Genomic DNA, 22,331 nt, shown 5'->3' with positions numbered 1-22,331 from the left:
CTTGCGAACCCCGACGAGTACACGCTCCGTCGATAATACTATCCGAATGCCAGTGTATAGCGAGCATCGATTGTTTGCTTTACACATACAAGATTTCAAAGTTGTTTATTGTGGTAATCCAGCAACAGTAATTTAGCCGGCGCTCATGTACCGTATTGGCTTCCCCGCCAGGCTCGGCTGTTGTATCAACGCGCTCGGCGAAACCCTGACACGACGAGGATCGGGTGGCTTCATTGCTGAGAACCGTTTGTGGGCGGGCCGCCTGGGTCGGCGCGCTATGGCTGGTCGTGTCGGCAGGGTCGGCGCTTGCCGAAGAGCCGAAGTCAACCAAATCTGCCGAGACAAAGCCTGCAGAAGGCAATCCGTGGGCGCTAAACTGCTCCAGCGGATCAACCGGAACCGAGCTTCAATGGCAGGTTTCGCAAAACCTTACCGAGGCCAAGACGGGGCAGCGCGTTCTTACCGTTACGGTTCGCCGCGACAACGGCAATGGCAACCTCGCGATGCTGCTGGCCTTGCCGCACGGGCTGTTCCTGCCTTCCGGCGCCTCGTACCAGATCGACCAGGGGCAGAAGACGACCATTGCCATCCAGACCAGCGACCAGAACGGCGCCTATGCCGCGACCCCTTTGTCGGCGGACCTCGTCAAGGCGATGAAATCGGGAACCAACCTGAACATCGGCATCGAGTCGGTGACGCGCAAGCCGGTGACCATTCCGGTCTCGCTTGCCGGATTCACTGCCGCGATCGACAAGCTTCAAGCGTTGAAATAGCCGGCCCATCTCGGCAGATGCGTAAGCATCAGCTTACGTTATGGACTGGCCGGGCTCACACGTGCTTGCGGCCGCCTGTCTCGCGGAACCAGCTGTCGGGGTAAGGATACCACCAGTCCTGGATCGCCGGTCTGTGGTCGATGATGACCATCTTGGAGCGTCGGAAGGCGTCGAGTCCCTGGCGTCCCAGCTCGCGGCCAAGGCCTGATGCCTTCCAGCCGCCGAAGGGCAAGGCGTCATTGTCGATCAGCGGGTTGTTGACCCAGACCATGCCGGCCTCGAGCCGCTCGGCCGCCTCATGCGCCTCGGCGAGGTCGGTGGTGAAGACCGAGGCGCCGAGCCCGAACGGGCTGTCATTGGCAAGCCGGATCGCTTCGTCGAAATCCTTTACGCGGCAGATCGCTGCGACCGGCCCGAAACACTCTTCGCCCATGATCGCCATATCGGGCGTAACCCCGGTCAGGATCGTTGGCTCGTAGAACCAGCCAGTGTTGTGCGCCGGCGGAATGCGCCCGCCGGCAACGGCTATAGCGCCGTTGCCGATAGCATCATCGACCAGCCGCATCACTTTCGCCCGGGCGGCTTCGCTGACCAGCGGGCCGATCTCGGTCTTGTCCATGCCATTGCCGATGCGCAGCGCCCGCGTCTTCTCGGCGAACAGCTCGACGAAGCGATCGTGAACCGAGTCGACGACAAAGAAGCGTTCGGCCGAGGTGCAGACCTGGCCGGTCAGGTGGAAGGCGGCGGTGACGCTGCCGGCTGCCGCCACGTCGAGCGGCGCGTGCTCGCTGATGATCAGCGGATCGCTGCCGCCGGCTTCGATGACGCAAGGCTTCATGCGCTCGGCGCAGGCGACTGCCACGGCTTTGCCGGCGGCGACCGAGCCGGTGAAGGCGACAGCGTGGGTGCGCTCGGAGGCGATCAGCGCCTGCGCGGTGGCGGCCGTGCCAGGCAGGCAGGCGACCAGCCCTTCCGGCAGTGAACGGAACACCGTCATGTAGTCCAGCGTCGACAGCGTCGTCGCTTCGGCCGGCTTGATGACGCAGCCGTTGCCGGCGGCAAGCGAGGCCGCAACGGTCCAGCACATCAGCAGGATCGGGAAGTTGTAAGGCATGATGTGCACGGAGACGCCATACGGCTCGTAGCGCGCATACTGGAACGACCCGGCCTGCGTCGTGCCGGCGATCTTGCCGGCGTCGTCGCGCGCCATCTCGGCATAGTAGCGGAAGATCGGCGCGCAATTGGCGATCTCGCCGATCGCTTCGGGATAGGGCTTGCCCATCTCGCGCACCATCAGCTCGGCGCAGCGCGTGAAGTCCGCCGCCTCGATGGCGTTGGCGACCGCATGCAGATGCTTTGCCCGGCTCTTGGCATCGAGCTTCTTCCAGGCGGCTTGTGCCGTGGTTGCGGCACACAGCACCGCATCGACCTCACCGTCCGTTGCGGCGGAGATCGAGCCGACGGTCTCCAGCGTCGCCGGATCGATCACCGGTTTTGCCGTGCCGGTCATCGGCCGGTAGTCCGGATTGACGAAGAAAGCCGGCCGTTCAGCGGAGAATTGCATGGTCGTCCTTTCAGGTCCGCTCAGCGGATCATGTAGACTTTCTTGATGGTCTCATGGACGGTGCAGACGCCTTTCCAGTCCTGCGGGAAGAACGCCGCCGTGTCCGGCTCGATCTCGATGACCTCGCCCGATTCGTGCACATAGGTGCAGCGGCCCTCGAGGAAGTGGCAGAACTCGTCGCGGGTGACATGGCAGTGCCATTTGCCGGGGGTGCAGACCCACAGGCCGCATTCCGAACGGCCCTCCGGCCCCTTGTAGAGCAGCTTGCCCGAGGTGTGGGACACGCCCTCGATCATGGTCGGGATGACGCCCCAGTCGACGAGGTCGGTGATGGCAAGCGGGGATTCCATGATGGGCGTGGTCATGGCGATTTCCTTTAAAAAAGTGCTCAGCGGCACATGAAGGCCTTGGTCAGTGTTTGCGTGATGGTGGAGGTGCCGGCCCAGCCGGCGGGGAAGAACACCAGCATGCCGGCCTCGACCGGGATCTCTTCGCCATTCTCGCGGACATAGGTCCCGCGGCCCGACAGGAAATGGCAGAACTCCTCGGCGGCAAAGGTAATCTTGCGGCTGCCTGGCGTGCACGACCACAGGCCGCATTCGCTTGAGCCGTTCGGGTTCTGCGAGAGGATCCTGCCCGAGGCGCGCGGCGAGCCGGCAAGCGTGTTGCTGCCCCCGCCCCAGTCCTCCAGTTTCACGGTCGAGGCCTTTGGCCAGCGCGGTGTCGGCATATTGGGAAGCTCCGTTGCTGTTCAAGCCAGCATGTAGATGTTGCGCATGGTCTCATGCACGGTGCATTCGCCTGTCCAGCCGGCAGGGAACATGACCACGGTCCCGGCTGCGACTTCTACCACCTCCCCGGCATCCGACCGGTACGTCGCGCGGCCGGCGACGAAATGGCACAATTCGTCGCGCGGAATCGAGAGCCGCCAGCGGCCGGGCGTGCAGACCCAGATGCCGGATTCCGGCTGGTTGTTGGGTCCTTTGTGGACAAGCCTGCCGGTCGAGTGCGACGCGCCGTCCAGCGCGTCGGACTGGGCGCCCCAGTCGACGAGGTCGGTGCGGGTGGAGGCTTGGTAGAGATGCGGGGCGGAGGAGGTCACAGCAGCGCCTCCAGCAGCCCGGCTGCCTTCTCAGGCCCGTTCTGGGCCTGCATCTGCGCCGAGGTCTTCGCCAGCCTGATCTTCATCTTGGGGTCAGTCAGGCAGGCTTCGATCCTGCTGATCAGCTGGGCGTCGCTCCAGTCGTAGCGCGGCATGCCGAAGCCGTGGCCGGTTTCCTGGACGCGGGTGGCGTTGTCGTGGCCGTCCCAGACATAGGGCATGATGATGGCCGGCTTGCCGAAATAGAGGCACTCTGTGAACGAGTTGTTGCCGCCATGGTGGATTACGGCATCGACCTGCGGGATAACTGAAGGCTGCGGAAACCAGCTCTCCACGATGACGTTGTCCGGCACATCCGTGTACTGGTCCTTGTAGCCGCCGACATTGACCAGCGCGCGGTAACGGGTCTTGCCCAGTGTTGCGATTATGCGCTTCAACAAATCGACATCGCCGGCGCCGAGGCTGCCGAAGGAGACATAGAGCAGCGGCCCGTCATTGTTCTCGGGGAAGGTCGGCACGGTATAGGGCTTTTCCTGCCGCACGCAGCCTTCCAGATACTGGAACTTTGCCGGGTCGAGCGGATGGCGGCGCTTGAACTTTGCCGCTTCGGGATAGAGCAGCAGATTGAGATAGGGCGAGGCCTCGAAGAATTGGCCGACGGGGTAGGGCGCTTCATTGTTTGCGGTGAGGAAGGCGTTGAAGTCGTCGTGGATGGGCTTGATCACCGCGTTGAAATGATCGCGGTAGCGCTGGTGGCCGACATGGTCGTTCTCGCCGCAGCCCGAGAGATGCGGCGGGATGTCCTCATCCTCGATCTCGTTTTCCGAGCAGGAAATGACGCGCACCCAGGGTTTGCCGAACTGTTTGATGGCCGGAAACAGGATGACGTTGTCGACGCAGATCACGTCCGGCTTGATGGCGGCCAGAACGCGCGGCAGATCTTTCTGCGCCCATTTGGCGCTGTCGACGATCGCGGTCCAGCAATCCTTCACGTAATTGTCGACCTGATCGTATGGCGATTTGCGGAAGTTCGGGATGTGGCCGTTGATGAAGTCTTCCCAGAATTTCGCCATCTGCTCGGGCGGCATCGGCTCCGACAGGTTCACCGGATGCGCTTCGAAGCCGTAACCCTTGTAGACATCGACAAAGCCCGGGTCGGACAGGAACACTGCCTTATGGCCGCGCGCCTCGACGGCTTGCGCGATGCCGACCGAATTGAGCGCCGGGCCGTAGGCCGCTTCGGGAAAAAACGCGATCGTCTTCTGCGCCATCAGGCTTCTCCTATTCTGCAAAAATTCTGACATCGGCGGCGTCCCAGCCGAGTTCGACTTGGTCGCCCGAGGAGACCGGCCGGCGGTCGGCGGCATCGGCGGTGACGCGCACCAGGAACGGTTTTGGCGACAAGGGCGTGCGGATATGCAGCTGCAGGTCGAGCCCGTGATAGGCCAGCGCCTCGACCGTGCCCGTGGTGCGGTTGGCGGTGTCGGCTGACGGGAACAACCGGATGCGTTCGGGTCGCACCGAAGCGACAGCGAAAGCGCCGGGTGTGAGCTTGGCGGGAACCTTGCCGGTGATGCGCGCGCCGTTCGCGGCGATCACGCCATTGGCAGACACCTTGCCCGGTACGAAATTCATCACGCCGATGAAGTCGGCGACGAAACGGTCGGCCGGATGTTCATAGATCGCGTGCGGTGTGTCGCATTGCAGCAGTCTGCCGTCCTTCAGCACCGCCATGCGGTCGGCCATGACGAGTGACTCTTCCTGGTCGTGGGTGACAATGACGAACGTGATGCCGACTTCGTGCTGCAGGCGCTTCAGCTCCAACTGCATGGCGCCGCGCAGTTTCTTGTCCAGCGCGCCCAGCGGTTCGTCGAGCAGCAGCAGCCGCGGCCGCTTGACCAGGGCGCGAGCAAGCGCAACGCGCTGCTTCTGGCCGCCCGACAATTGCTCAGGCTTACGGTCGGCGAAGGGGACAAGCTCGGTGGTGGCCAGAATGGCGTCGACGCGGGAACGGATTTCGGCTTTCGGCAAGCGCTCCATCTCCAGCCCGTAGGAGACATTGGCGCGCACGCTCATGTGCGGGAACAGCGCGTAGGACTGGAACATCAGATTGACCGGCCGCTTGTTGGGCGGGGTCCGGGCGATGTCCTTGCCGTCGAGCAGGATGCGGCCGCCCGTAGGTGTCTCGAAGCCCGCCAGCATGCGCAGCAGCGTGGTCTTGCCGCAGCCGGAAGGACCGAGCAGCGCGAAGAACTCGTTCTCGCGGATATCGAGCGAGATGCCGTCGACGGCGGTGACCCGGCCGAACGTCTTCGACACGTTATCAATGGCCAGCAGCGTGCGCGGTTCGCTCATGGGCCGATGATCCCACGGTTGATCCGCTGCGACAGGGTCAGCGCGGTGATCGATACCGCCATGACGATGGTCGCCAGCGCGTTGATCTCCGGCGTGATGCCGAAGCGGATCATGGCGTAGATCTGCATCGGCAGCGTCGTCGAGGCGCGGCCGGCACCGGCGGTGAAGAAGGCGATGATGAACTCGTCGACCGAGAGCGTGAAGGCAAGCAGAGCGCCGGCAATCACTGCCGGCGCGATGACCGGCAATGTCACACGCCGGAAGGTGGTCAGAGCCGAGGCGCCGAGGTCGGCGGAGGCCTCGACGATCGACCAGTCGAAACTCTTCAGCCTTGCGCGCACCACCGAGCAGACGAAAGCGAGGTTGAAGACGACATGGGCGAGGATGATGGTGTGCAGGCCCATGGTGAGGTTGAGCATCGAAAAGAACGAGAGAAGCGCAATCGCCAGCACGATGTCGGGGATGATCATCGGCGCGAAGATCAGGGCTTCGAGGCCTTTGCCATATTGCCGGCGCATCTCGACGCCGATCGCCAGCAGCGTGCCGAGCAATGTGGCGATTGCGGTCGAGACCAGCGCCACGATCAGCGTGTTGAGCGCTGCAGACAGGATGGCGCTGTTCGAAGTTAGCGAAATGTACCATTTCAGCGAGAAGCCCGACCATGCCGTCGGCAATCCGCCTTCGTTGAAGGACAGCGCCACCAGCACGGCGATCGGGATGTAGAGGAAGGCGAAGACGAGGGTGAGAATCGTCCGCATGCCGAGCGTACGGGTGAAGGAATGGGTCATCGCCGGCCTCCGGCAATTGGAAGGCAAGCGAACGACCAGAGTCCTTCTCCCCGTTCACGGGGAGAAGATACCGGCAGGCAGATGAGGGGCAGCGCTGAGCGTCGCAAAGGTTGACGCCGCCCCTCATCCGCCCCTTTGGGGCACCTTCTCCCCGTGAACGGGGAGAAGGCAAGAATTGGGCAGCGCTCAGCCATCGACGTCGCCCCTTGCCTCAGCCGCACGCCCCGCGGCGCGGTCGGCGGCGAGCGCCTGCGCCATCAGCACCAGAAGCATGATGGCGATCAGCGCCATGGCGAGCGCTGCGCCGAACGGCCAGTCATTGGCAGTCAGGAACTGGTCGTAGACGAGGTTGCCGATCATCTGGAAGCGGCCGCCGCCAAGCAGCGCCGGGGTGACGAAATTGCCGATCGACAGCACAAAGACGAAGACAGCACCCGCAGCGATGCCGGGCACGGTCAGCGGCAGGATGACACGTCGGAAGGTGGTGGCAGCGGAGGCGCCGAGATCGCGTGAGGCCTCGGCCAGTTCCGGGTTGAGGCGTGACAGCGGCGCGTAGCAGGCGAGGATGACGAAGGGCAGATAGTTGTAGACGAGGCCTGCGATGACCGAGCCTTCGGTATAGAGCATCGAGGGCGGTTCGCCGGTGTAGCCGAACCAGCGCAAGAGCTGGGTGATCAGGCCTTCGCGGTTCAGCAGCACGATCCAGGCATAGGTGCGGATCAGGTAGTTGGACCAGAACGGCAGCACGGCGAAAAACAGGAACACCGGCTGCCACCGGCGCGGGGCGGCCGCGATCGCATAGGCGGCGGCATAGCCGATCACCACCGCGATCAGGGTCGCGGTGCCGGCGATACGCGCCGATTTGAGTAAGATGCCGGCATAGAGCGGGTCGAAGACCAACCCGAAATTTTCCAGCGTCAAAGTGTAGTCGATGCCGCCATAGACGCCGCGCCGGAAGAAGGCGAGCGCCAGCACCAGGGCGCATGGGATAACCATCAGCGCGGTCAGCCAGACCAGCGCCGGGGCCATCAGCAGAGAGGAACGAAGTCGGGTCTGGGACAATTTCTCGGGTACCGCTCAGGGCCGGCGGCAGAAGTGCTGCCGGCCGTGAAGTCTGCGCCGCTTACTGCGCGGCCTTGATCTCGCTGACGATCTTGGAATAGTCGCGCTGGGCTTCGCCGACGTCACGCAACTGCTCGAACTTGACGAGATCGGCCACCGGCATCGCCATGTTGGGGAATTTGGCCAGGAAGTCGGCCGGCAGGCTTTCCATCGCCGGCTTGTTCGGCACCTTGTAGTCGATGTTCTGCGCCGCCCAGGCGTGGTTCTTGGCGTCGAGCATGAAGTTGATGAACTTGAAGGCGTCGTCCTTGTGCTCGGACGCCTTCATCACCACCATCGTGTCGACCCACAGGTCCGAACCTTCTTTAGGGATGACGTATTTGATCTCCGGCTTGTCGGCGATGCCGTAATTGCACCAGCCGTCCCAGGCCTGCACCATCAGCGCCTCGCCGGAAACCAGCTTGGAATAGAAGGTGGTGTCGTCATAGGCGAGCAGGGTCTTCTTGGCGGAGATCAAGAGGTCCTTGACCTCGGCCATCTTGGCCGGGTCGGTCTCGTTGACCGAATAGCCCTTGTCGAGCTGCCCGGCGGCCAGCAGCCAGCGATCGGTCGCCAGCATGGTGGTCTTGCCCTTCATCTCGTCGGAAGGGGCGAGCAGGTCGCTCCAGCTCGTGGGCGCCGTCTTGACAAGGTCAGAGCGGTAGCAGAGGCCCGTCGTGCCCCAGGTGTAAGGCACGGAGAAAGCGTTGCCGGCATCGTGCGGCAGCTTGGTCGCTTCGGGATAGAGGTTGGCGAGGTTGGGGATCTTGGCATGGTCGATCGGCTCGGTCAGGCCAAGCTTGTTTAATACTTCGGCGAAGGGCGAGGAGACGAAGACCACGTCATAGCCCTTGCCGCCGGCGGCAATCAGCTTGCCCATGATCTCTTCATTGGTGGCGTGCACCACCACTTCGCCGGCAATGCCGGTGGCGGTCTTGAAAGCGGCCATGGCGTCGGGTGCCATGTACCCATCCCAGTTCGAAATAACGAGGTCGGCTGCGGCGGCCGGCCCCGAGAGCGTCAGGGCGAGACCGAGAGCGATTGAGGATGTATTGAGCGCACGGCGCCGCAGGCTGGTAGCGGTCATGGCAGTCTCCCATTCGGTTTGATCGTCGAAATCATTTGCCGGACCAAGGCCGGCGACGCGCGCGCCTGCCTCGATCCTGTTCCCTCGGTCTTTTCTCGCCGATTGTGCCGACAGTACTATTGCAGAAAAAAGTACGTCAATCCATAATCTGTCAACCGACGGAGGAATTTGGCCGATTGTCCCTGTTCCGGCGATCAGCCAGACCAATGCGCCACATTCGCATTCGAGAAAAGTCATGCAAGCCGTAGCCAGACGACCTCGCACCAACCATCTCGATCTGGCGCAGCGCATCCTGGATGTGGCGCGGCAGCGTGGCTTCGAGCCTGGCGCCCGCCTGCCCGAACAGCAGATCGCCTCGCTGTGCAATGTCTCGCGCACGCCCGTACGCGCCGCACTCGGCCTGCTCGCGGAACGGGGCGTGGTGCGCTGGGAGGCCGACAGCGGTTATCATCTGACGGTCGACCTCGCCGCCCAGCCCGCCATTGCCGCCGAACTACCTAGTGCGGAGGAAGACGAGCTCGCCGAAGCCATCCTGCGCGACCGCTCGGCGCGACGGTTGGACCAGACGGTGACCATCGCGGGGCTGATGCGACGCTACGACGCTGATCGCAAGACGGTACTAAAAGCACTTAACAAACTGACCGACGAGAATCTTCTGGATCGTGCGCCTGGGCAATCCTGGTTGTTTCGCCGCGCGCCGGACGATCCGGAGGCGCAAGGCGAAAGCTACGAGTTCCGCCTGGTGCTGGAGCCGGCGGCCATCCTGACGCCAGGCTTTCGGCTGGACGGGGCGCGGGCAGCAATGTTGCGGCAAGGCATGGAAGCGCTTGCAGCGCTGCCGGACGAGACATTCGACACGCGCGAGTTCCAGCGGCTGGACATGGATTTTCATGGCATGATCGCCGAGGGCTGCGCCAACCGTTTTGTGTCGGATGCATTGGCCGATCATCTCCGCCTGCGCCGGCTGCCGGGCATCTATTCCGGCGTCAACGTGTTTCGGCTGCGGCAATCGTTGCGCGAACACTCGGGCATACTCGACTATCTTGAAAGCCGGCAGTATGAGGTGGCTGCCGATCTGCTTCGCATCCACCTGCGGCTCTCCCGCAGCCAGCGACCGCAAGCAGCCAGCCGCGGAGCTCCCGCACTGTTCAGCATGATCAGCCGGCCGGATTGAAGAGGAATAATTGACGCGTAAAGCCAGCCCGACCATCGCGCTGTTTCCCGAAGCCAGTTTCGGCGCCGCGTTGAATTGCGTCGGTATCGCACAGGCATTGCGCGCACGGGGCGCTCGCCCCGTCTTCATCTGCCATGCCGGCTTCTCCGGCGTCTTTACCGACTATGGCTTCCAGGAATACCATCTGCCGACGGATGAGCCGCTGAGCGACAGCGACCGCCAGAGCTATTGGCAGGCCTTCGTGCGCCGGCACCTGCCGCATTTCCGGCTGAGCCCGATCGACCAGCTCGAGACCTATGTCGCGCCGACCTGGCAAGCGATCGTCGACACCGCCGTCAACGCCGAGGCGCCGCTGCGCCAATTGCTGGCGCGGCTGAAGCCGGATGTGGTGGTGCTCGACAACGTCATCATGTTCCCGGCGATCGCCGCCGCCGGCTGCCCGTGGGTGCGCGTCGTCTCCTGTGCCGAGACGGAACTGCCGGATGCCGAGGTGCCGCCCTATCTCTCGGGGATGGGTGCCGACGACCCGCAACGTGCGGCGTTCGAAGCGCGCTATCTCGCGGCCTCCGCACCCGCGCATGAGCGCTTCAACCGTTTTCGCGCGGATGCCGGCCTGGCGCCGTTGCCCAAGGGCCTGTTCCTCGAGACATCACCCGACCTCAATCTGCTGCTGACGCCAGCGATCGTACGGCGTGAGCGGGCCGAGCCGCTCGACCCCAAACGCTTTGTCTATCTCGAAGGCTGCGTGCGTTCGGAAGGGCCATTCGAGGTGCCGGTGTTTCCGCGCAATGGCGGGCCGCTGGTCTATGTCAGCTTCGGCAGCCTCGGCGCGATGGATGTCGGGCTGATCGAGCGCATGCTCGCCGTCTTCGACAGGCTGCCGGCGCGCTTCATCGTCAATGCCGGCGGCCTGCGCGACGCCTATCGCGCGGTGCCGGACAATGTCTATCTCGACGCTTGGTTTCCGCAGCCTTCGGTGGTGGCGAAGTCGGACCTGTTTATTCACCATGGCGGCAACAACAGTTTTTGCGAGGCGCTGCGCTTCGGCGTGCCGTCGCTGATCATGCCCTATTGCTGGGACGGACATGACAATGCGCAACGCGCGGGAGAGACGGGCGTCGGCGACCATATCGGCCGCGACGCCTGGACCGAAGGGGGATTGGAGAGAGCCATTCTCGGCCTGCTGGCCGACGATGCGATGCGCGCCCGCCTCAGGGACAATGCTGCCAAGATGGCGCTGACCCCTGGAACGGATGTGGCCGCGCAAGCCATACTCTCTCTCTCATAGGTACGTGAACCAAAATGCAGGACAAAAATACCAACACCGCTCTCTTCACCGGCAACGATCCCAAGGCCTGGCTCGCCCAGCACGGCATCACGGAGGTCGAGTGCCTGGTGCCCGACATGAATGGCGTGCTGCGCGGCAAGGCGCTGCCGACAGCAAAATTCCTCAAGGCGCTGGAAGACCGCGCACTTTACCTGCCGAGCAGCGCTTTCCTGGTCAGCATCGATGGCCGCTACTCCGGTTCGATCGACGAAGGCTTTGCCTATCAAGACCCGGATATGCGCATGGTGCCTGATATGTCGACGCTGTGCCTGGCGCCGGGCGGTGGCGCTGGCAAAGCCTATGTCTTCGCCGACGCCTTCCACATGGAAGGCAAGCCCTGGATGGCCTCGCCACGACATGTGCTGCGCGCCGTGCTCGATCTCTACCGGAAGCGCGGTTGGCGCGCGGTGGTGGCGCCGGAAGTCGAATTCTATCTGACCGCGCCCAATCCGAATCCCGACCAGCCGCTGACGGCACCGGTTGGCGCCAATGGCCGCTCCGAGGGCTCGCAGCATCCCTATGACATGGTGGCGCTGGAAGAATTCGAGCCGGTGATAAGGCGCGTCTATGATTATGCCGCAGCCGCCGGCCTGCCGCTCGACACGCTGATCCATGAATCGGGCACCGCGCAGCTGGAGATCAATCTGCTGCACGGCGACGCGGTGCCACTCGCCGACCAGGTGCTGCTGTTCAAGCGGCTGACGCGCCAGGCAGCGCAGCAGAGCGGCATGCACGCGACCTTCATGGCCAAGCCGATCGCCGCGCAGGCCGGCAGCTCGATGCATCTGCACATGTCTGTCGTCGATGAAACGACAGGCGCCGCGCTGTTTGCCGACAGAGATGATGCAGACACCGAAATGTTCGGCCATTTCATCGGCGGCCTGCAGAAATATGTGCCCGAGATCATGCCGCTATTCGCACCCAACGTGAACTCGTTCCGCCGCATCCGGCCGAACCACAGCGCGCCGGCCAACATCGAATGGTCGCATGACAACCGCTCCTGCGGCCTGCGCGTGCCGGCAGGTGGCCGCGCCGCCCGGCGGGTAGAGAACCGCTTGCCGGGTGCGGATTGCAATCCCTATCTGGCGATCGCCGGTTCGCTGCTTGCCGGCTATCTCGGCGTCGAGCAGAAGCTGGCGCGCTCGGCTGAGGCCTCGGGCAATGCCTACAAGATCAAAAGCACGCTGCCGAAAACGATGGAGGAGGCGCTTGATCGTTTCACTGCTTGCGAGCCGGTGCGGGCATTGCTCGGCGAGGATTTTTTCCAGACCTATCTGCGCGTCAAGAGCGTCGAACTCGACCTGTTCCAGAGCGTGGTGACGAGCTGGGAACGCGACCATTTGCTGCTGAAGGTGTGATCATGGCCTCCGGCTCAACGGGTTTCAATTCGAGCCTCGATATCGGCAATTCCTATTATGTCGCCACCGCCAATCCGGCGCCGGACCATCCGGCGCTGGTGGGAGATGTCGGCGCCGATCTGGTGGTGGTCGGTGGCGGCTGCACCGGCCTGTCGGCCGCCCTTCATGCCGCCGAGCGCGGCCTGAAGGTGGTGCTGCTCGAAGGCGGCAAGATCGGCTGGGGCGCGTCGGGCCGCAATGGCGGCCAGATGATCCCCGGCCTGCGCAAAGGCGCCAAGGGGCTGGTCAAGCTCTACGGCCCCGAGCGGGCGAAGGCGCTGTTCGACCTCGCCTTCGAGGCGCGGGGCCTGGTGCTCGACATCATCGAGCGCCACGCCATCGACTGCGATCTGCGGCTGACCGGCCATCTCGTCGGTGCCGTTAATGGCTCCGACCTCAGGGATCTCGAAGACGAGGCCAAATGCCTCGAGAGCGTGATGAAGTTCCGCGACGTCGAGATCCTGTCGGCGGCGCAGGCACGCGGCAAGGTGGACACGCCCTATCATGGCGCGATGTATGAGCCGCTCGGCGGCCATATGCATCCGCTGAACTACACGCTCGGCCTTGCCCGTGCCGCCGTGGCGGCCGGTGTCGTCATCCATGAAAATTCCGTCGCGGTAAAGCTGGAGCTGGAGCCATCGATCCGGGTCTCGACATCGAAGGGTTCGGTACGGGCCAAGCATGTCGTATTGGCGGGCGATGCGCTGCTCAATGGGCTGGAGCCACGCGTCAACAGCCGTATCATGCCGGTCGGCAACTACATCGTCGCCACCGAGCCGTTGGAGGGTAAACGCAATGTCATCCCGGCCAATGTGGCGGTGTCCGACACACGCTTCGTCGTCAACTACTACCGCATGTCGGCGGACGGACGCCTGCTGTTCGGTGGCGGCGAGCGTTACACGCCGTCGCCGCCGGCCGACATCGCCGGCTTCGTGCGGCCGCATATGGAAGCCACTTTCCCGCAATTGAAGGGCTGCCGTATCGACCATGCCTGGGGCGGGCTGGTGTCGGTGACGACATCGCGGCTGCCGCATGTCGGGCACTATGGCGAGGTCTATTTCGCGCATGGCTATTCCGGCAAGGGCGTCATCCTGTCGACGCTGTCGGGCAAACTGCTCGCCGAAGCGATCACCGGTGATGCCTCACGGCTCGATCTGTTCTCGACGCTGACGCCGATGCCGTTCCCGGGCGGTACGGCGCTACGGGGTCCGCTCTATGTGCTGGGGATGTTGTGGTACGCCATGCGCGACCGCATCAAGCATTGAGGCTGCTGCCGGCGGGCGCGAACCATTGGAGGCGATTGCATGCGTGATTTTCAGTTCCCCGGCCGCTCGCCGGTTCGCGCCACCGAAGCGATGGCGGCGACATCGCATCCGTTGGCGACGCTGGCCGCCATCGACATGCTGCGCTCCGGCGGCAATGCCATGGATGCCGCTGTGTGCGCTGCAGCGGTGCAAGGCGTCGTCGAGCCGCAATCGACCGGCATCGGCGGCGACTGTTTTGTGCTCTACAGTCCCAAAGGCGAGGGCGATGTTCTCGCTTTCAACGGCTCGGGGCGTTCGCCCGCTGCGGCAGCCGCCGAATGGTATCTGGAGCGGGGGCATTTCGAACTGCCTGCGGCCGGACCGCATGCCGTCACCATACCAGGCGCCATCGATGCATGGTGCCGGCTGCTTGAAGATCACGGCAAGAAGGGCATCGACGCCGCATTAGCGCCTGCCATTCGCTATGCCGAACAGGGCTATGTCGTTCATGATCGCGTCGCCTTCGATTGGGCTGACGAGGTTGCCCTGCTCGCCGCCGACGAACATGCCGCGCGGATCTTCCTGCCGAACGGCCGGGCACCACAGGCCGGTGATGTGCATCGGCAGCCGGAGCTCGCGGAAACCTTGCGCATCATCGCGAGCAAAGGCCGCGCCGGCTTCTATGAGGGCGAGGTCGCGGATGATCTTGTGGCGCGTCTCGGCGCGCTCGGCGGGCTGCATGCGCTGGACGATTTCGCTGCAACCAAGGGCGACTACGTCAAAGCGGTGAACACGTCCTATCGCGGCTACGACATCCATCAGATGCCGCCAAACAATCAGGGCCTGACGGCGCTGATCATGCTGAACGTGCTTTCCGGCTTTGCGCTCGGGTCATTGGAGCCAAACGGCGCCGAGCGGCTGCATCTCGAGATCGAAGCCGGCCGGCTTGCCTATCAGGACCGCGACACTTTCATCGGCGACCAGAATTTCGTCAAGGTTCCCGTCGAGCAACTGTTGTCGGCAGCCTATGCGGAGCGGCTGCGCGCCGCCATCGATCCGGGCCGCGCCATGACGCATCTGCCGCGGCTTGAGCTTCCGCGCAGCGACACCGTCTATATTTCTGTGGTCGACCGCGACCGCAATTCGGTCAGCTTCATCAACTCGACCTTTGGTTCCTTCGGCAGCGGCGTGGTCGGGCCAAAGACCGGGGTGATCTTGCAGAATCGCGGCAGCAGCTTCCGCCTGACGGAAGGCCACCCAAATCGCATCGCCCCGCGAAAGCGCCCGATGCACACCATCATGCCCGGCATGGCGACGCGAGGGGGTAAGGTGGTGATGCCGTTCGGGGTGATGGGCGGCGGCTACCAGCCGTTCGGCCATGTCCATCTCCTCACCAACATGATCGATTTCGGCATGGACCCGCAGCAGGCACTGGATGCGCCACGGGTGTTCTACAAGGACAATGCCGTGCTGGCCGAGCGCGGCATTCCGGCTGAGGCGATCGCCGGCCTGCGTCAGCGCGGCCATCAGGTTTCGATCGCTGAGGAGCCGCATGGCGGCGGCCAGCTGGTGCTGATCGATTGGGAAAAGGGCACGCTCACCGGTGCCTCCGATCCGCGCAAGGACGGTTGTGCGCTGGGCTACTGATCTGCGTTGCTGGAATGCGCATTCAGAACCAGATCAGCCAGACAAGCTGCAGGATTACCAGTGCAATGGCGTCCCAGAAGATGAGTTCGCCCATCGAGAACCAGCGCCGCGACCGGTTGAAGCTGTAGAACAGCCGCCAGACCAGAGCAGCGGCGGCCAGCGGCACCAAAGCGAGCAGCGTGCTCACGGCAGCCGCGCTCCCGAAACCGCATCGAACGTGTGCAGCGCCGCCGGCGGAAAGCGTAGATAAAGCGGCTGGCCGGGATCGAAAGCGCGATCGTCATTCACGGTCCTGACGATCAGCGCGTTGGCCTCGCTCTTGGCGAAGATCAGGACGTCCGGCTCGACCGGTTCGACGACGTCGACGGCAAACTGGATGGCATCGCTTGCGGAGGCGTCGACCAGCTGGATCTGTTCCGGGCGAATGCCGAGCACGATGGGACCATCAGGCTTTCCCGGCAGCGGGCAAGTGAAACCGCTGGCGTGGAAGACGCCGGCGCGGACATCGCCATCGAACGTGTTCATCGCTGGACGGCCGATGAATTCGGCGATGAAGCGATTGGCAGGCCGCCGATAAATCTCGCGCGGGTCGTCGTACTGGATCAGTGCGCCTTCGCGCAACACCGCGACCCTGGTCGCCAGCGTCACCGCCTCTTCCTGGTCGTGTGTGACGAAGACGAAGGTCTTTTTCAGCTCGCGATGCAGACGCTTCAGCTCGGTGCGCATGTGGAGCCGCAACAAGGCGTCGAGATTGGACAGCGGCTCATCCATCAGACAGAGGCTAGGTTGCCAGACCAGGGCGCGGGCCACAGCCACGCGCTGCGCCTGGCCGCCCGACAATTGCGAAGGGCGGCGGTCTAGGTAACGGGTGATCTCAAGCAGCTCGGCCATGGCGCGGACGCAGCGGTCAAGCTCGGCAGCCGGCATCTTTCGGATGCGCAAGGGATAGGCGATGTTCTCGTAGACGCTCTTATGGCTGTAGAGCGCATAGTTCTGGAACACCATGCCCATGCCGCGCAGGCGCGGCGGCAGGTCGGTGACATCGAGGCCCTCGACCATGATGCGCCCGGCCGTGGGACGTTCAAGGCCGGCAAGCAGCCGGCAGGCTGTCGTCTTGCCGGAACCAGAGGGCCCGAGCAGAACAAGGAATTCGCCGGGCTCGAAAGCAAGATCGAGCGCCTGCAGCGCCACCGTCCCGTCCGGGAAGGCCTTGGTGACGCCGTCGAAAACAATTGCCATGCAAGGATCCCTTCAACCCTTGACCGCGCCGAAGGTGAGGCCGCGGACGAGCTGTTTCTGGACAAGGAAAGTGAAAAGCACGATCGGCAGCGTTGCCACGATCGCGACTGCCGCGACTTGTCCCCAGAGCGTGCCATGCGGCGTCACCAGTCCGGGTATGCCGACGGTCAGCGGCCGCCCGTCGAAAGCGACGAGGATGAAGGCATAGAGGAACTCGTTCCACGACAGGATGAAGCAGAGCACCGCTGTGGCGCCGATGCCGGGTGCGGCCAGCGGCGCGACGACGAAGAAGAATGCGCCGAGCCGCGAGCGGCCGTCCATCATCGCGGCTTCGTCGATCTCCCTGGGGATTTCGGCGAAGAAGCCGCGCATCATCCAGACGACCAGCGACAGGTTGAAGGAGGTGTGGGCGATCACCACGGCGTAGATGGTGTCGATCAGGCCCAGCGAGGTGAAGAACAGGAACAGCGGCACGGCGATCGAGATCGGCGGCGCCATGCGCGTGGTCAGGAAGAAGAAGAACAGGTCTTCCTTGCCGGGAAAATTCGAGCGGGCAAAGCCGTAGGCGGCCGGCGCGCCGATGACGATGCACAACACTGTCGACGATACCGAGATCAGCACCGAATTGATCGCCAGCGGCCAGTATTCCTTGTCGATGAAGACCGCCGGATAGTTGGAGAACGTCGGCGTAAAAGCCCATTTCGGCACCGAGGACAACAGGTCGACGCGGTTCTTGAACGAGGCCAGCACCATCCAGACGTAGGGCGTCAAGGCCACCACGACAGCGACCAGCAGCACGGCCCAGGCAAAACTGCTCCAGGCGCGGTTGGTGGATTGATCGATCATCGCAGCGCCCTCAAAACGACGCCGCCTGCTTGCGGCTCGACCAGTAGTAAAAGACGGAGCACAGGATCAGCACGACGAGATAGATCATGAAGGCGACCGCGGCGCCGTAGCCGAGGTCCCAGTTGCGGAAGTTGACGCGGTAGGCGTAGATCGACACCAGTTCGGTCAGCGTTCCCGGACCGCCGCCGGTCATCAGGAAAACCTTGTCGAACTCCTTGAACGCGTCGATGCCGCGCAGCAATAGCACCAGCGCGATGACGGGCCGCAGCAGCGGCAGCATGACATCGCAAAAGATCTGAAACGGTTTTGCGCCATCCATCATCGCCGCCTCGAACGGCGCGCGCGGCAGGCTCATCATCCCGGCGAGCATGATAAGAGTGACGAAAGGGGTCCACTGCCAGACATCGATGGCGACGATGGTCGGAAACACCAGGTCGGGTGCCGAAAGCACCGCCGAATTCTGCGCCAGCAGGCCAACCTTGCGCATGTAGAAGGTGAGCATGCCGAAATCGCCCTGCAACAGCAGCCGCCAGATCAGCCCGACGGCGACCGGCGCAATCATCATCGGGATGAGCAGCAGTGTGGTGAGAAGCCGCTGGCTGGCGACGAAGCGGAAGATCAGGAAGGCCAGCGCAAAGCCGAGCAGGAATTCGAGGCCGACGGCGATGATGACGAATTTCAGCGTCAGCAGGAACGATGCCCAGAAGAATGGATCGTTGCGCATCAGCTTGCGGAAATTGTCGAAGCCGACGAAGGCGCCCCCATGGCTGGCATCAGCGAAGCTGAGGTCGGTCAGCGCGGTGTAGACCATGTAGTAGAACGGGCCGACCAGGAAGACGACGACGAGCAGTGTCGCCGGCAGTATCAAGAGCGGTCCCACCCCACGGTCGAGAAGCGGCATTCCGCGGCGCGGCGATGGAGTGCGGTTCGTCACGGGTGTTTCCTGCGGACAAGAACGGCTACCCGCTTGTGCGGGTAGCCTCTGCGCGACATCTCAAGGCCTATCGTGCCGGATAGGTCATTGGTGCGCAAGAACCGAGCAATGTCGAGATATCGGTGGCGGCGGTGTCGAGGGCGGCCTGCGCCTCCTTTTCGCCGGCGAGGTAGGACGACAGTTCGCGCACCAGTATGTCGGTCATCTCGGCCGATTGCGGCAGCGTCGCCTTCGGCACCGCATGCTCGTTGGCCTCCATCGAAGCCTTGGCATAGGGCAGCTTCTGCACCTCCGCCGAAGCATAGACATCGGGCCGGCCCGAGGCGCCGCCATTGAGATGCTGCTCGAGCTGGCGGTCATAGCCCATCATCCACTGGACGAAGAGGAAGGCGGCCTGCTGGTTCTTCGAATAGACCGGGATCAGATAGGTCCAGCCCTCGACCTGGCCGATCTTGCCGCCGTCGCCTTGCGGCACGAGATCGAAGCCAACCTTGCCGACCACGGTGGAGGCCGTGGTGTCGACCGATACGGCATAGGTTGCGTCGTTCCACATAATCAGCTCGGCGACCTTGGCTTGCTGCATCAGCGCCATGACATCATCCCAGAAATAGTTGAGGCTGTCCGGCGGCGAGAATTGCAGCAGGCTCTTGTAATATTCGAGCGAGGCGACGGCCTTGGGGCTGTTGACGATGACCGGGCCGCAGGCCGAGCCGCTCTTCACGTCGAGCACGTCGCCGCCGAAGGAATAAAGGAAATTGAGCCACTCATACCACAGCGCCTCATGGCGCTTGCCCTGCAGGGCGGTGCCGTAAAAACCCTGGTCGGGGCGATAGAACCATTCGGCGATATCGCGGTATTGCTTCCAGTCCTTGGCGGGAGCGAGGTCGTTGCCATACTTGGCCTTGAAGCCTGCCTGCTCCTTGGGATCGGCGAGCAGGTCCGAGCGATACCACATGAACATGTTGAGCACTGTGAAGGGGAAGCCGTACTCCTTGCCGTCATACCAGGAGATTTCGTGCCAGGCGGTCTGGTAGAGCTGCTTCTCCGGCTCGAAGCTCGGATCGCGCAAAGCCGGGTCGGCCATCATCTTGGCGATTTCGACCAGATGGTTGTTGGTGGCGAACTTGCCGAGTTCGCGATGCGGCTGGATGATGACGTCGTAGCGGCCGCGGTGCGAGTTGAGATCGAGCTGCACCTTGTTGACGGCTTCCGAGTGCTCGTACATCTCGACTTCGACATGGATGCCGGTCTGTTTTTCAAACTCCGGCGCCATCTTCTTCAGCGCTTCGAGGGGCGGCAGCGCCTCGCCGACCATGCGGATGGTCTGGCCGCTATAGGGCTTCGACGCCTCTTTCAGATCCCATGCGGCCGCTTGTGTCACTCGCCACGTCAGGGGCCACATGAATACGGCTGCGATGAGCAGTCTGGACGCGGTACGTCTCAGCGGCTTGAGCATTCTTCCTCTCCCTAGAAGTCGTGCCTGTCGGGCCGGCGCCCGTTCTGTCATAAAATGTGTGGTACTGCAAATCAAAATGTGGCACCTTGCAACAAATGGTTGGGAGGTGTTAACAGACCGGCGGTAAACCGGCTTTCCCGACCAGGCGAGGGACCTTTCGGATGGACTTCATCTTCATGCTGACGCGTAACGATCGCACGGTCGAGGACTGTCTCGACCTCGTCGAGTTGATCGAGCCGGTCGGCCTGAAGCATGTCGGTTTCAAGGATATTGGCGTCGCGCCGGATGTGCTGCGCAAGCTCGCTGTCGCCATTGCCCGGACAGGCGCCACCACTTACATGGAAGTTGTCTCGACGACGGCTGAGGCCTGCCTTAATTCCGCGCGCATCGCCAGGGATCTCGGCATCCAGCGCCTGCTCGGTGGTACTCAGGTCGACGAGATCATGGCGTTGCTGGAGGGGAGCGGCACCGAATACTACCCTTTTCCCGGGCGGCCGGTCGGCCATCCGACCAAGCTCGGCGGTTCGGCCGAGGATGTCGAGGCCGACTGCCGCGCCTTCGCCGAGAAGGGTTGTGCGGGATGCGATATCCTCGCCTATCGCGCCACCGAGGCCGACCCGGCCGAACTGGTGCGCGCAGCCCGGCGCGGGCTTGGTCCGTCGGGGCATCTGATCGTCGCCGGCGCTGTGGCATCAGCCGATCGGATCAAGGCAATCAAGCTGGCCGGCGCCAACGCTTTTACCATTGGCACAGCGGTTTTCGATGGCTCCTATTCGCCGACGAAAGGTTCTATCCTCTCGCAACTGCGGGATGTCCTCGCGGATTGCGAGCGTGTCTAATGCCAGTCATCGGCATCGATCTCGGCACACAAAGCCTGAAGGCGATCGTTGTCGATGACGAATTGCGGCTGCGTGGTGAGGCCGCTGTGTTGTACCAGCCGGCCTTCCCGGCGCCCGGCTGGGCCGAACAGAACCCGGCGCTGTGGCTGGCGGCGCTCAAGCCGGCCATTGCCGGCGCGCTCGACAAGGCTGGGCTTGCGCCGTCCGACATCAAGGGTATTGCCATTGCCGGCCAGCTCGACGGCTGCGTCGCGGTCGATCGCAATGGTGAGGTGCTGGCTCCGTGCATCATCTGGATGGACCGGCGGGCGGCAGGAGAGATCGCCGGCATCGACCCGGACTTCATCCGTGAGCGCACCGGTCTCGTTCTGGACGCCACCCATATGGCGGCGAAAATCCGCTGGGCCGCGCGCAACCTGCCCGAAGCGCGCCGAGTGGCGCTCTGGCATCAACCGGTATCGTTCGTGGTCGCAGCGTTGTGCGGTCGTGCCGTCATCGATCACGCGCTGGCCTCGACGACCATGCTCTATGGACTGAAGGAGCACAATTATGCCGGCGATCTGCTGGCGGCCTTCGACATCGATGCAGATAAATTGCCCGGCATCGACGATGCATCTGAGATCGCCGGCGCCTTGACCCACGCCGGCGCCGAGCTCACCGGTCTTCCTGTGGGCACGCCGCTGGCGGTCGGCACCGGCGATGATTTTTCGGCCGCCATAGGCGCCGGGGTTGTCGTGCCCGGTGTCGTCGCCTGCAATCTCGGCACGGCCGAAGTGGTCGGCGCGGTGTCCGGCACGCTTCGCCTCGACCCCGGCGGCCTGGTCGAGACCCATGGCTTTCTCGGCGACGGCTATTTCATCTCCAATCCCGGATGGCTCTCGGGCGGCGCGGTGACGTGGTTTCTAACAACCTTCGGCGTCGATTCGCCGGCGGCGATGTCGGAACTGGCGGCGACGGTGGTTGCCGGCAGCGACGATTTGCTGTTCTTGCCCGCGTTGTCCGGTGCCATGGCGCCGCGCTGGATCGCCGAAGCGCGTGCCGCTTTATACGGCCTGACATCCTTCCACGGCAAAGCCGCTTGTGCCCGTGCCGTGCTGGAGGGCTGTGCCTTTGCCATGCGGGACGTGGTCGACCGGCTGGACGATCTCGATATCGCGACGGATCGCATCCGGCTCTCAGGCGGTGGCGCGCGCAGCCAGGTATGGGCGCAAATCCGTGCCGATGTCAGCGGCAGGCCGGTCGAGATCGCGGGTGCGGCCGATGCCTCGCCGATCGGTGCGGCAATCCTTGCCGCCGCAGCCATCGGCCTTACCTCCTCAGTGCAGCAGGCGGCTGAAAGGCTGGCCGGCCACATCGAGACGATCGACCCTGATCCTTCCGCCAAGGCCGCCTACGACAGAAGTTACCGCCGGTATCGCACCTTGTTCGATGCCCTGACCCCGCTTCATGCTGACTGAC

At 63.6% G+C, this 22,331-nt stretch carries 22 protein-coding genes; 8 read left to right on the top strand and 14 right to left on the bottom strand.

Features of this window, described 5'->3' with window-relative positions; all coding sequences use genetic code 11:
- Positions 1-233 precede the first annotated feature (233 nt).
- Complete coding sequence (locus NKI15_RS28250) at positions 234-773, top strand: invasion associated locus B family protein (protein ID WP_502898727.1); 540 nt, start codon at positions 234-236, stop codon at positions 771-773.
- 55 nt (positions 774-828) lie between these two features.
- Here the strand turns inward: NKI15_RS28250 and NKI15_RS28245 are convergent, their stop codons facing one another.
- The 9 genes from NKI15_RS28245 to NKI15_RS28205 all read right to left on the bottom strand — a co-directional run bounded on the left by NKI15_RS28245 (position 829) and on the right by NKI15_RS28205 (position 8,770).
- Positions 829-2,337 carry an aldehyde dehydrogenase family protein gene (locus NKI15_RS28245; RefSeq protein ID WP_352514949.1) on the bottom strand — a complete coding sequence of 503 codons (1,509 nt, stop codon included), beginning with the start codon at positions 2,335-2,337 and terminating at the stop codon, positions 829-831.
- A 20-nt stretch (positions 2,338-2,357) separates the two neighbouring features.
- Positions 2,358-2,702 (bottom strand): cupin domain-containing protein, encoded by a 345-nt coding sequence (locus NKI15_RS28240; RefSeq protein WP_352514950.1) that lies wholly within the window; start codon positions 2,700-2,702, stop codon positions 2,358-2,360.
- Positions 2,703-2,725: 23 nt separating this feature from the next.
- Positions 2,726-3,067: a cupin domain-containing protein gene (locus NKI15_RS28235; RefSeq protein ID WP_023701449.1), complete on the bottom strand. Its 342-nt coding sequence runs from the start codon at positions 3,065-3,067 to the stop codon at positions 2,726-2,728.
- Between the two features lie 21 nt (positions 3,068-3,088).
- On the bottom strand, positions 3,089-3,439 hold the full coding sequence (locus tag NKI15_RS28230) for a cupin domain-containing protein (protein ID WP_352514951.1): 351 nt from the start codon (positions 3,437-3,439) through the stop codon (positions 3,089-3,091).
- Complete coding sequence (locus NKI15_RS28225) at positions 3,436-4,710, bottom strand: glycosyltransferase (protein ID WP_023704269.1); 1,275 nt, start codon at positions 4,708-4,710, stop codon at positions 3,436-3,438. Before NKI15_RS28225 ends, NKI15_RS28230 begins: the two co-directional genes overlap by 4 nt.
- Positions 4,711-4,720: 10 nt before the next feature.
- On the bottom strand, positions 4,721-5,794 hold the full coding sequence (locus NKI15_RS28220; protein WP_023704268.1) for an ABC transporter ATP-binding protein: 1,074 nt from the start codon (positions 5,792-5,794) through the stop codon (positions 4,721-4,723).
- A complete protein-coding gene (locus tag NKI15_RS28215) occupies positions 5,791-6,582 on the bottom strand; it encodes an ABC transporter permease (RefSeq protein WP_023704267.1) in 792 nt (263 codons plus the stop codon). The genes NKI15_RS28220 and NKI15_RS28215 overlap by 4 nt, the downstream gene beginning before the upstream one ends.
- A gap of 186 nt (positions 6,583-6,768) precedes the next feature.
- Positions 6,769-7,611 (bottom strand): ABC transporter permease, encoded by an 843-nt coding sequence (locus NKI15_RS28210; RefSeq protein WP_352514976.1) that lies wholly within the window; start codon positions 7,609-7,611, stop codon positions 6,769-6,771.
- Between the two features lie 94 nt (positions 7,612-7,705).
- A complete protein-coding gene (locus NKI15_RS28205; RefSeq protein WP_023686655.1) occupies positions 7,706-8,770 on the bottom strand; it encodes a polyamine ABC transporter substrate-binding protein in 1,065 nt (354 codons plus the stop codon).
- A 235-nt stretch (positions 8,771-9,005) separates the two neighbouring features.
- Between NKI15_RS28205 and NKI15_RS28200 the strand changes: the two genes are divergently transcribed.
- From NKI15_RS28200 to ggt, 5 genes are read left to right on the top strand one after another with little or no spacing between them, the layout of a single operon-like run.
- Positions 9,006-9,944 (top strand): GntR family transcriptional regulator, encoded by a 939-nt coding sequence (locus NKI15_RS28200; protein WP_023698838.1) that lies wholly within the window; start codon positions 9,006-9,008, stop codon positions 9,942-9,944.
- 10 nt (positions 9,945-9,954) lie between these two features.
- A complete protein-coding gene (locus NKI15_RS28195; protein ID WP_023707564.1) occupies positions 9,955-11,232 on the top strand; it encodes a glycosyltransferase in 1,278 nt (425 codons plus the stop codon).
- A gap of 14 nt (positions 11,233-11,246) precedes the next feature.
- Positions 11,247-12,629 (top strand): glutamine synthetase family protein, encoded by a 1,383-nt coding sequence (locus tag NKI15_RS28190; RefSeq protein WP_352514953.1) that lies wholly within the window; start codon positions 11,247-11,249, stop codon positions 12,627-12,629.
- Positions 12,630-12,631: 2 nt separating this feature from the next.
- Positions 12,632-13,933 (top strand): NAD(P)/FAD-dependent oxidoreductase, encoded by a 1,302-nt coding sequence (locus NKI15_RS28185; protein WP_352514954.1) that lies wholly within the window; start codon positions 12,632-12,634, stop codon positions 13,931-13,933.
- A 39-nt stretch (positions 13,934-13,972) separates the two neighbouring features.
- Positions 13,973-15,559 carry a gamma-glutamyltransferase gene (ggt, locus tag NKI15_RS28180; protein ID WP_352514955.1) on the top strand — a complete coding sequence of 529 codons (1,587 nt, stop codon included), beginning with the start codon at positions 13,973-13,975 and terminating at the stop codon, positions 15,557-15,559.
- A 22-nt stretch (positions 15,560-15,581) separates the two neighbouring features.
- On the opposite strand, the gene NKI15_RS28175 is transcribed toward ggt, so the two are convergent.
- The 5 genes from NKI15_RS28175 to NKI15_RS28155 form a co-directional block, all read right to left on the bottom strand.
- Complete coding sequence (locus NKI15_RS28175; protein ID WP_023672938.1) at positions 15,582-15,746, bottom strand: hypothetical protein; 165 nt, start codon at positions 15,744-15,746, stop codon at positions 15,582-15,584.
- Entirely contained in the window at positions 15,743-16,798 is a 1,056-nt protein-coding gene (locus tag NKI15_RS28170) for an ABC transporter ATP-binding protein (RefSeq protein WP_023672937.1), read from the bottom strand. The genes NKI15_RS28175 and NKI15_RS28170 overlap by 4 nt, the downstream gene beginning before the upstream one ends.
- Before the next feature lie 12 nt (positions 16,799-16,810).
- Positions 16,811-17,644, bottom strand: a complete 834-nt coding sequence (locus NKI15_RS28165) for a carbohydrate ABC transporter permease (RefSeq protein WP_352514956.1) — start codon at positions 17,642-17,644, stop codon at positions 16,811-16,813.
- A gap of 10 nt (positions 17,645-17,654) precedes the next feature.
- Positions 17,655-18,578 (bottom strand): carbohydrate ABC transporter permease, encoded by a 924-nt coding sequence (locus NKI15_RS28160; RefSeq protein ID WP_352514957.1) that lies wholly within the window; start codon positions 18,576-18,578, stop codon positions 17,655-17,657.
- A 67-nt stretch (positions 18,579-18,645) separates the two neighbouring features.
- Entirely contained in the window at positions 18,646-20,034 is a 1,389-nt protein-coding gene (locus tag NKI15_RS28155; RefSeq protein ID WP_352887626.1) for an ABC transporter substrate-binding protein, read from the bottom strand.
- A 161-nt stretch (positions 20,035-20,195) separates the two neighbouring features.
- On the opposite strand from NKI15_RS28155, the gene NKI15_RS28150 reads away from it, so the two are divergent.
- Both NKI15_RS28150 and NKI15_RS28145 read left to right on the top strand, forming a co-directional pair.
- Complete coding sequence (locus NKI15_RS28150) at positions 20,196-20,873, top strand: beta/alpha barrel domain-containing protein (protein WP_352514958.1); 678 nt, start codon at positions 20,196-20,198, stop codon at positions 20,871-20,873.
- Positions 20,873-22,330 carry a xylulokinase gene (locus NKI15_RS28145; RefSeq protein WP_352514959.1) on the top strand — a complete coding sequence of 486 codons (1,458 nt, stop codon included), beginning with the start codon at positions 20,873-20,875 and terminating at the stop codon, positions 22,328-22,330. Before NKI15_RS28150 ends, NKI15_RS28145 begins: the two co-directional genes overlap by 1 nt.
- Position 22,331: the final 1 nt, after the last annotated feature.

This window comes from Mesorhizobium sp. M0862, from assembly GCF_040319795.1.
Taxonomy (GTDB): domain Bacteria; phylum Pseudomonadota; class Alphaproteobacteria; order Rhizobiales; family Rhizobiaceae; genus Mesorhizobium.
Note: the sequence above shows the minus strand (reverse complement) of the source record. Positions and strands in the feature narration are given on the sequence as shown.

Coding starts and splice junctions, on each gene's coding strand:
- NKI15_RS28145 (WP_352514959.1), top strand. CDS start 20,873: ATGCCAGTCATCGGCATCGATCTCGGCACACAAAGCCTGAAGGCGATC.
- NKI15_RS28220 (WP_023704268.1), bottom strand. CDS start 5,794: ATGAGCGAACCGCGCACGCTGCTGGCCATTGATAACGTGTCGAAGACG.
- NKI15_RS28225 (WP_023704269.1), bottom strand. CDS start 4,710: ATGGCGCAGAAGACGATCGCGTTTTTTCCCGAAGCGGCCTACGGCCCG.
- NKI15_RS28165 (WP_352514956.1), bottom strand. CDS start 17,644: ATGATCGATCAATCCACCAACCGCGCCTGGAGCAGTTTTGCCTGGGCC.
- NKI15_RS28215 (WP_023704267.1), bottom strand. CDS start 6,582: ATGACCCATTCCTTCACCCGTACGCTCGGCATGCGGACGATTCTCACC.
- NKI15_RS28205 (WP_023686655.1), bottom strand. CDS start 8,770: ATGACCGCTACCAGCCTGCGGCGCCGTGCGCTCAATACATCCTCAATC.
- NKI15_RS28190 (WP_352514953.1), top strand. CDS start 11,247: ATGCAGGACAAAAATACCAACACCGCTCTCTTCACCGGCAACGATCCC.
- NKI15_RS28155 (WP_352887626.1), bottom strand. CDS start 20,034: ATGCTCAAGCCGCTGAGACGTACCGCGTCCAGACTGCTCATCGCAGCC.
- NKI15_RS28240 (WP_352514950.1), bottom strand. CDS start 2,702: ATGACCACGCCCATCATGGAATCCCCGCTTGCCATCACCGACCTCGTC.
- NKI15_RS28210 (WP_352514976.1), bottom strand. CDS start 7,611: ATGGCCCCGGCGCTGGTCTGGCTGACCGCGCTGATGGTTATCCCATGC.
- ggt (WP_352514955.1), top strand. CDS start 13,973: ATGCGTGATTTTCAGTTCCCCGGCCGCTCGCCGGTTCGCGCCACCGAA.
- NKI15_RS28245 (WP_352514949.1), bottom strand. CDS start 2,337: ATGCAATTCTCCGCTGAACGGCCGGCTTTCTTCGTCAATCCGGACTAC.
- NKI15_RS28170 (WP_023672937.1), bottom strand. CDS start 16,798: ATGGCAATTGTTTTCGACGGCGTCACCAAGGCCTTCCCGGACGGGACG.
- NKI15_RS28185 (WP_352514954.1), top strand. CDS start 12,632: ATGGCCTCCGGCTCAACGGGTTTCAATTCGAGCCTCGATATCGGCAAT.
- NKI15_RS28200 (WP_023698838.1), top strand. CDS start 9,006: ATGCAAGCCGTAGCCAGACGACCTCGCACCAACCATCTCGATCTGGCG.
- NKI15_RS28235 (WP_023701449.1), bottom strand. CDS start 3,067: ATGCCGACACCGCGCTGGCCAAAGGCCTCGACCGTGAAACTGGAGGAC.
- NKI15_RS28150 (WP_352514958.1), top strand. CDS start 20,196: ATGGACTTCATCTTCATGCTGACGCGTAACGATCGCACGGTCGAGGAC.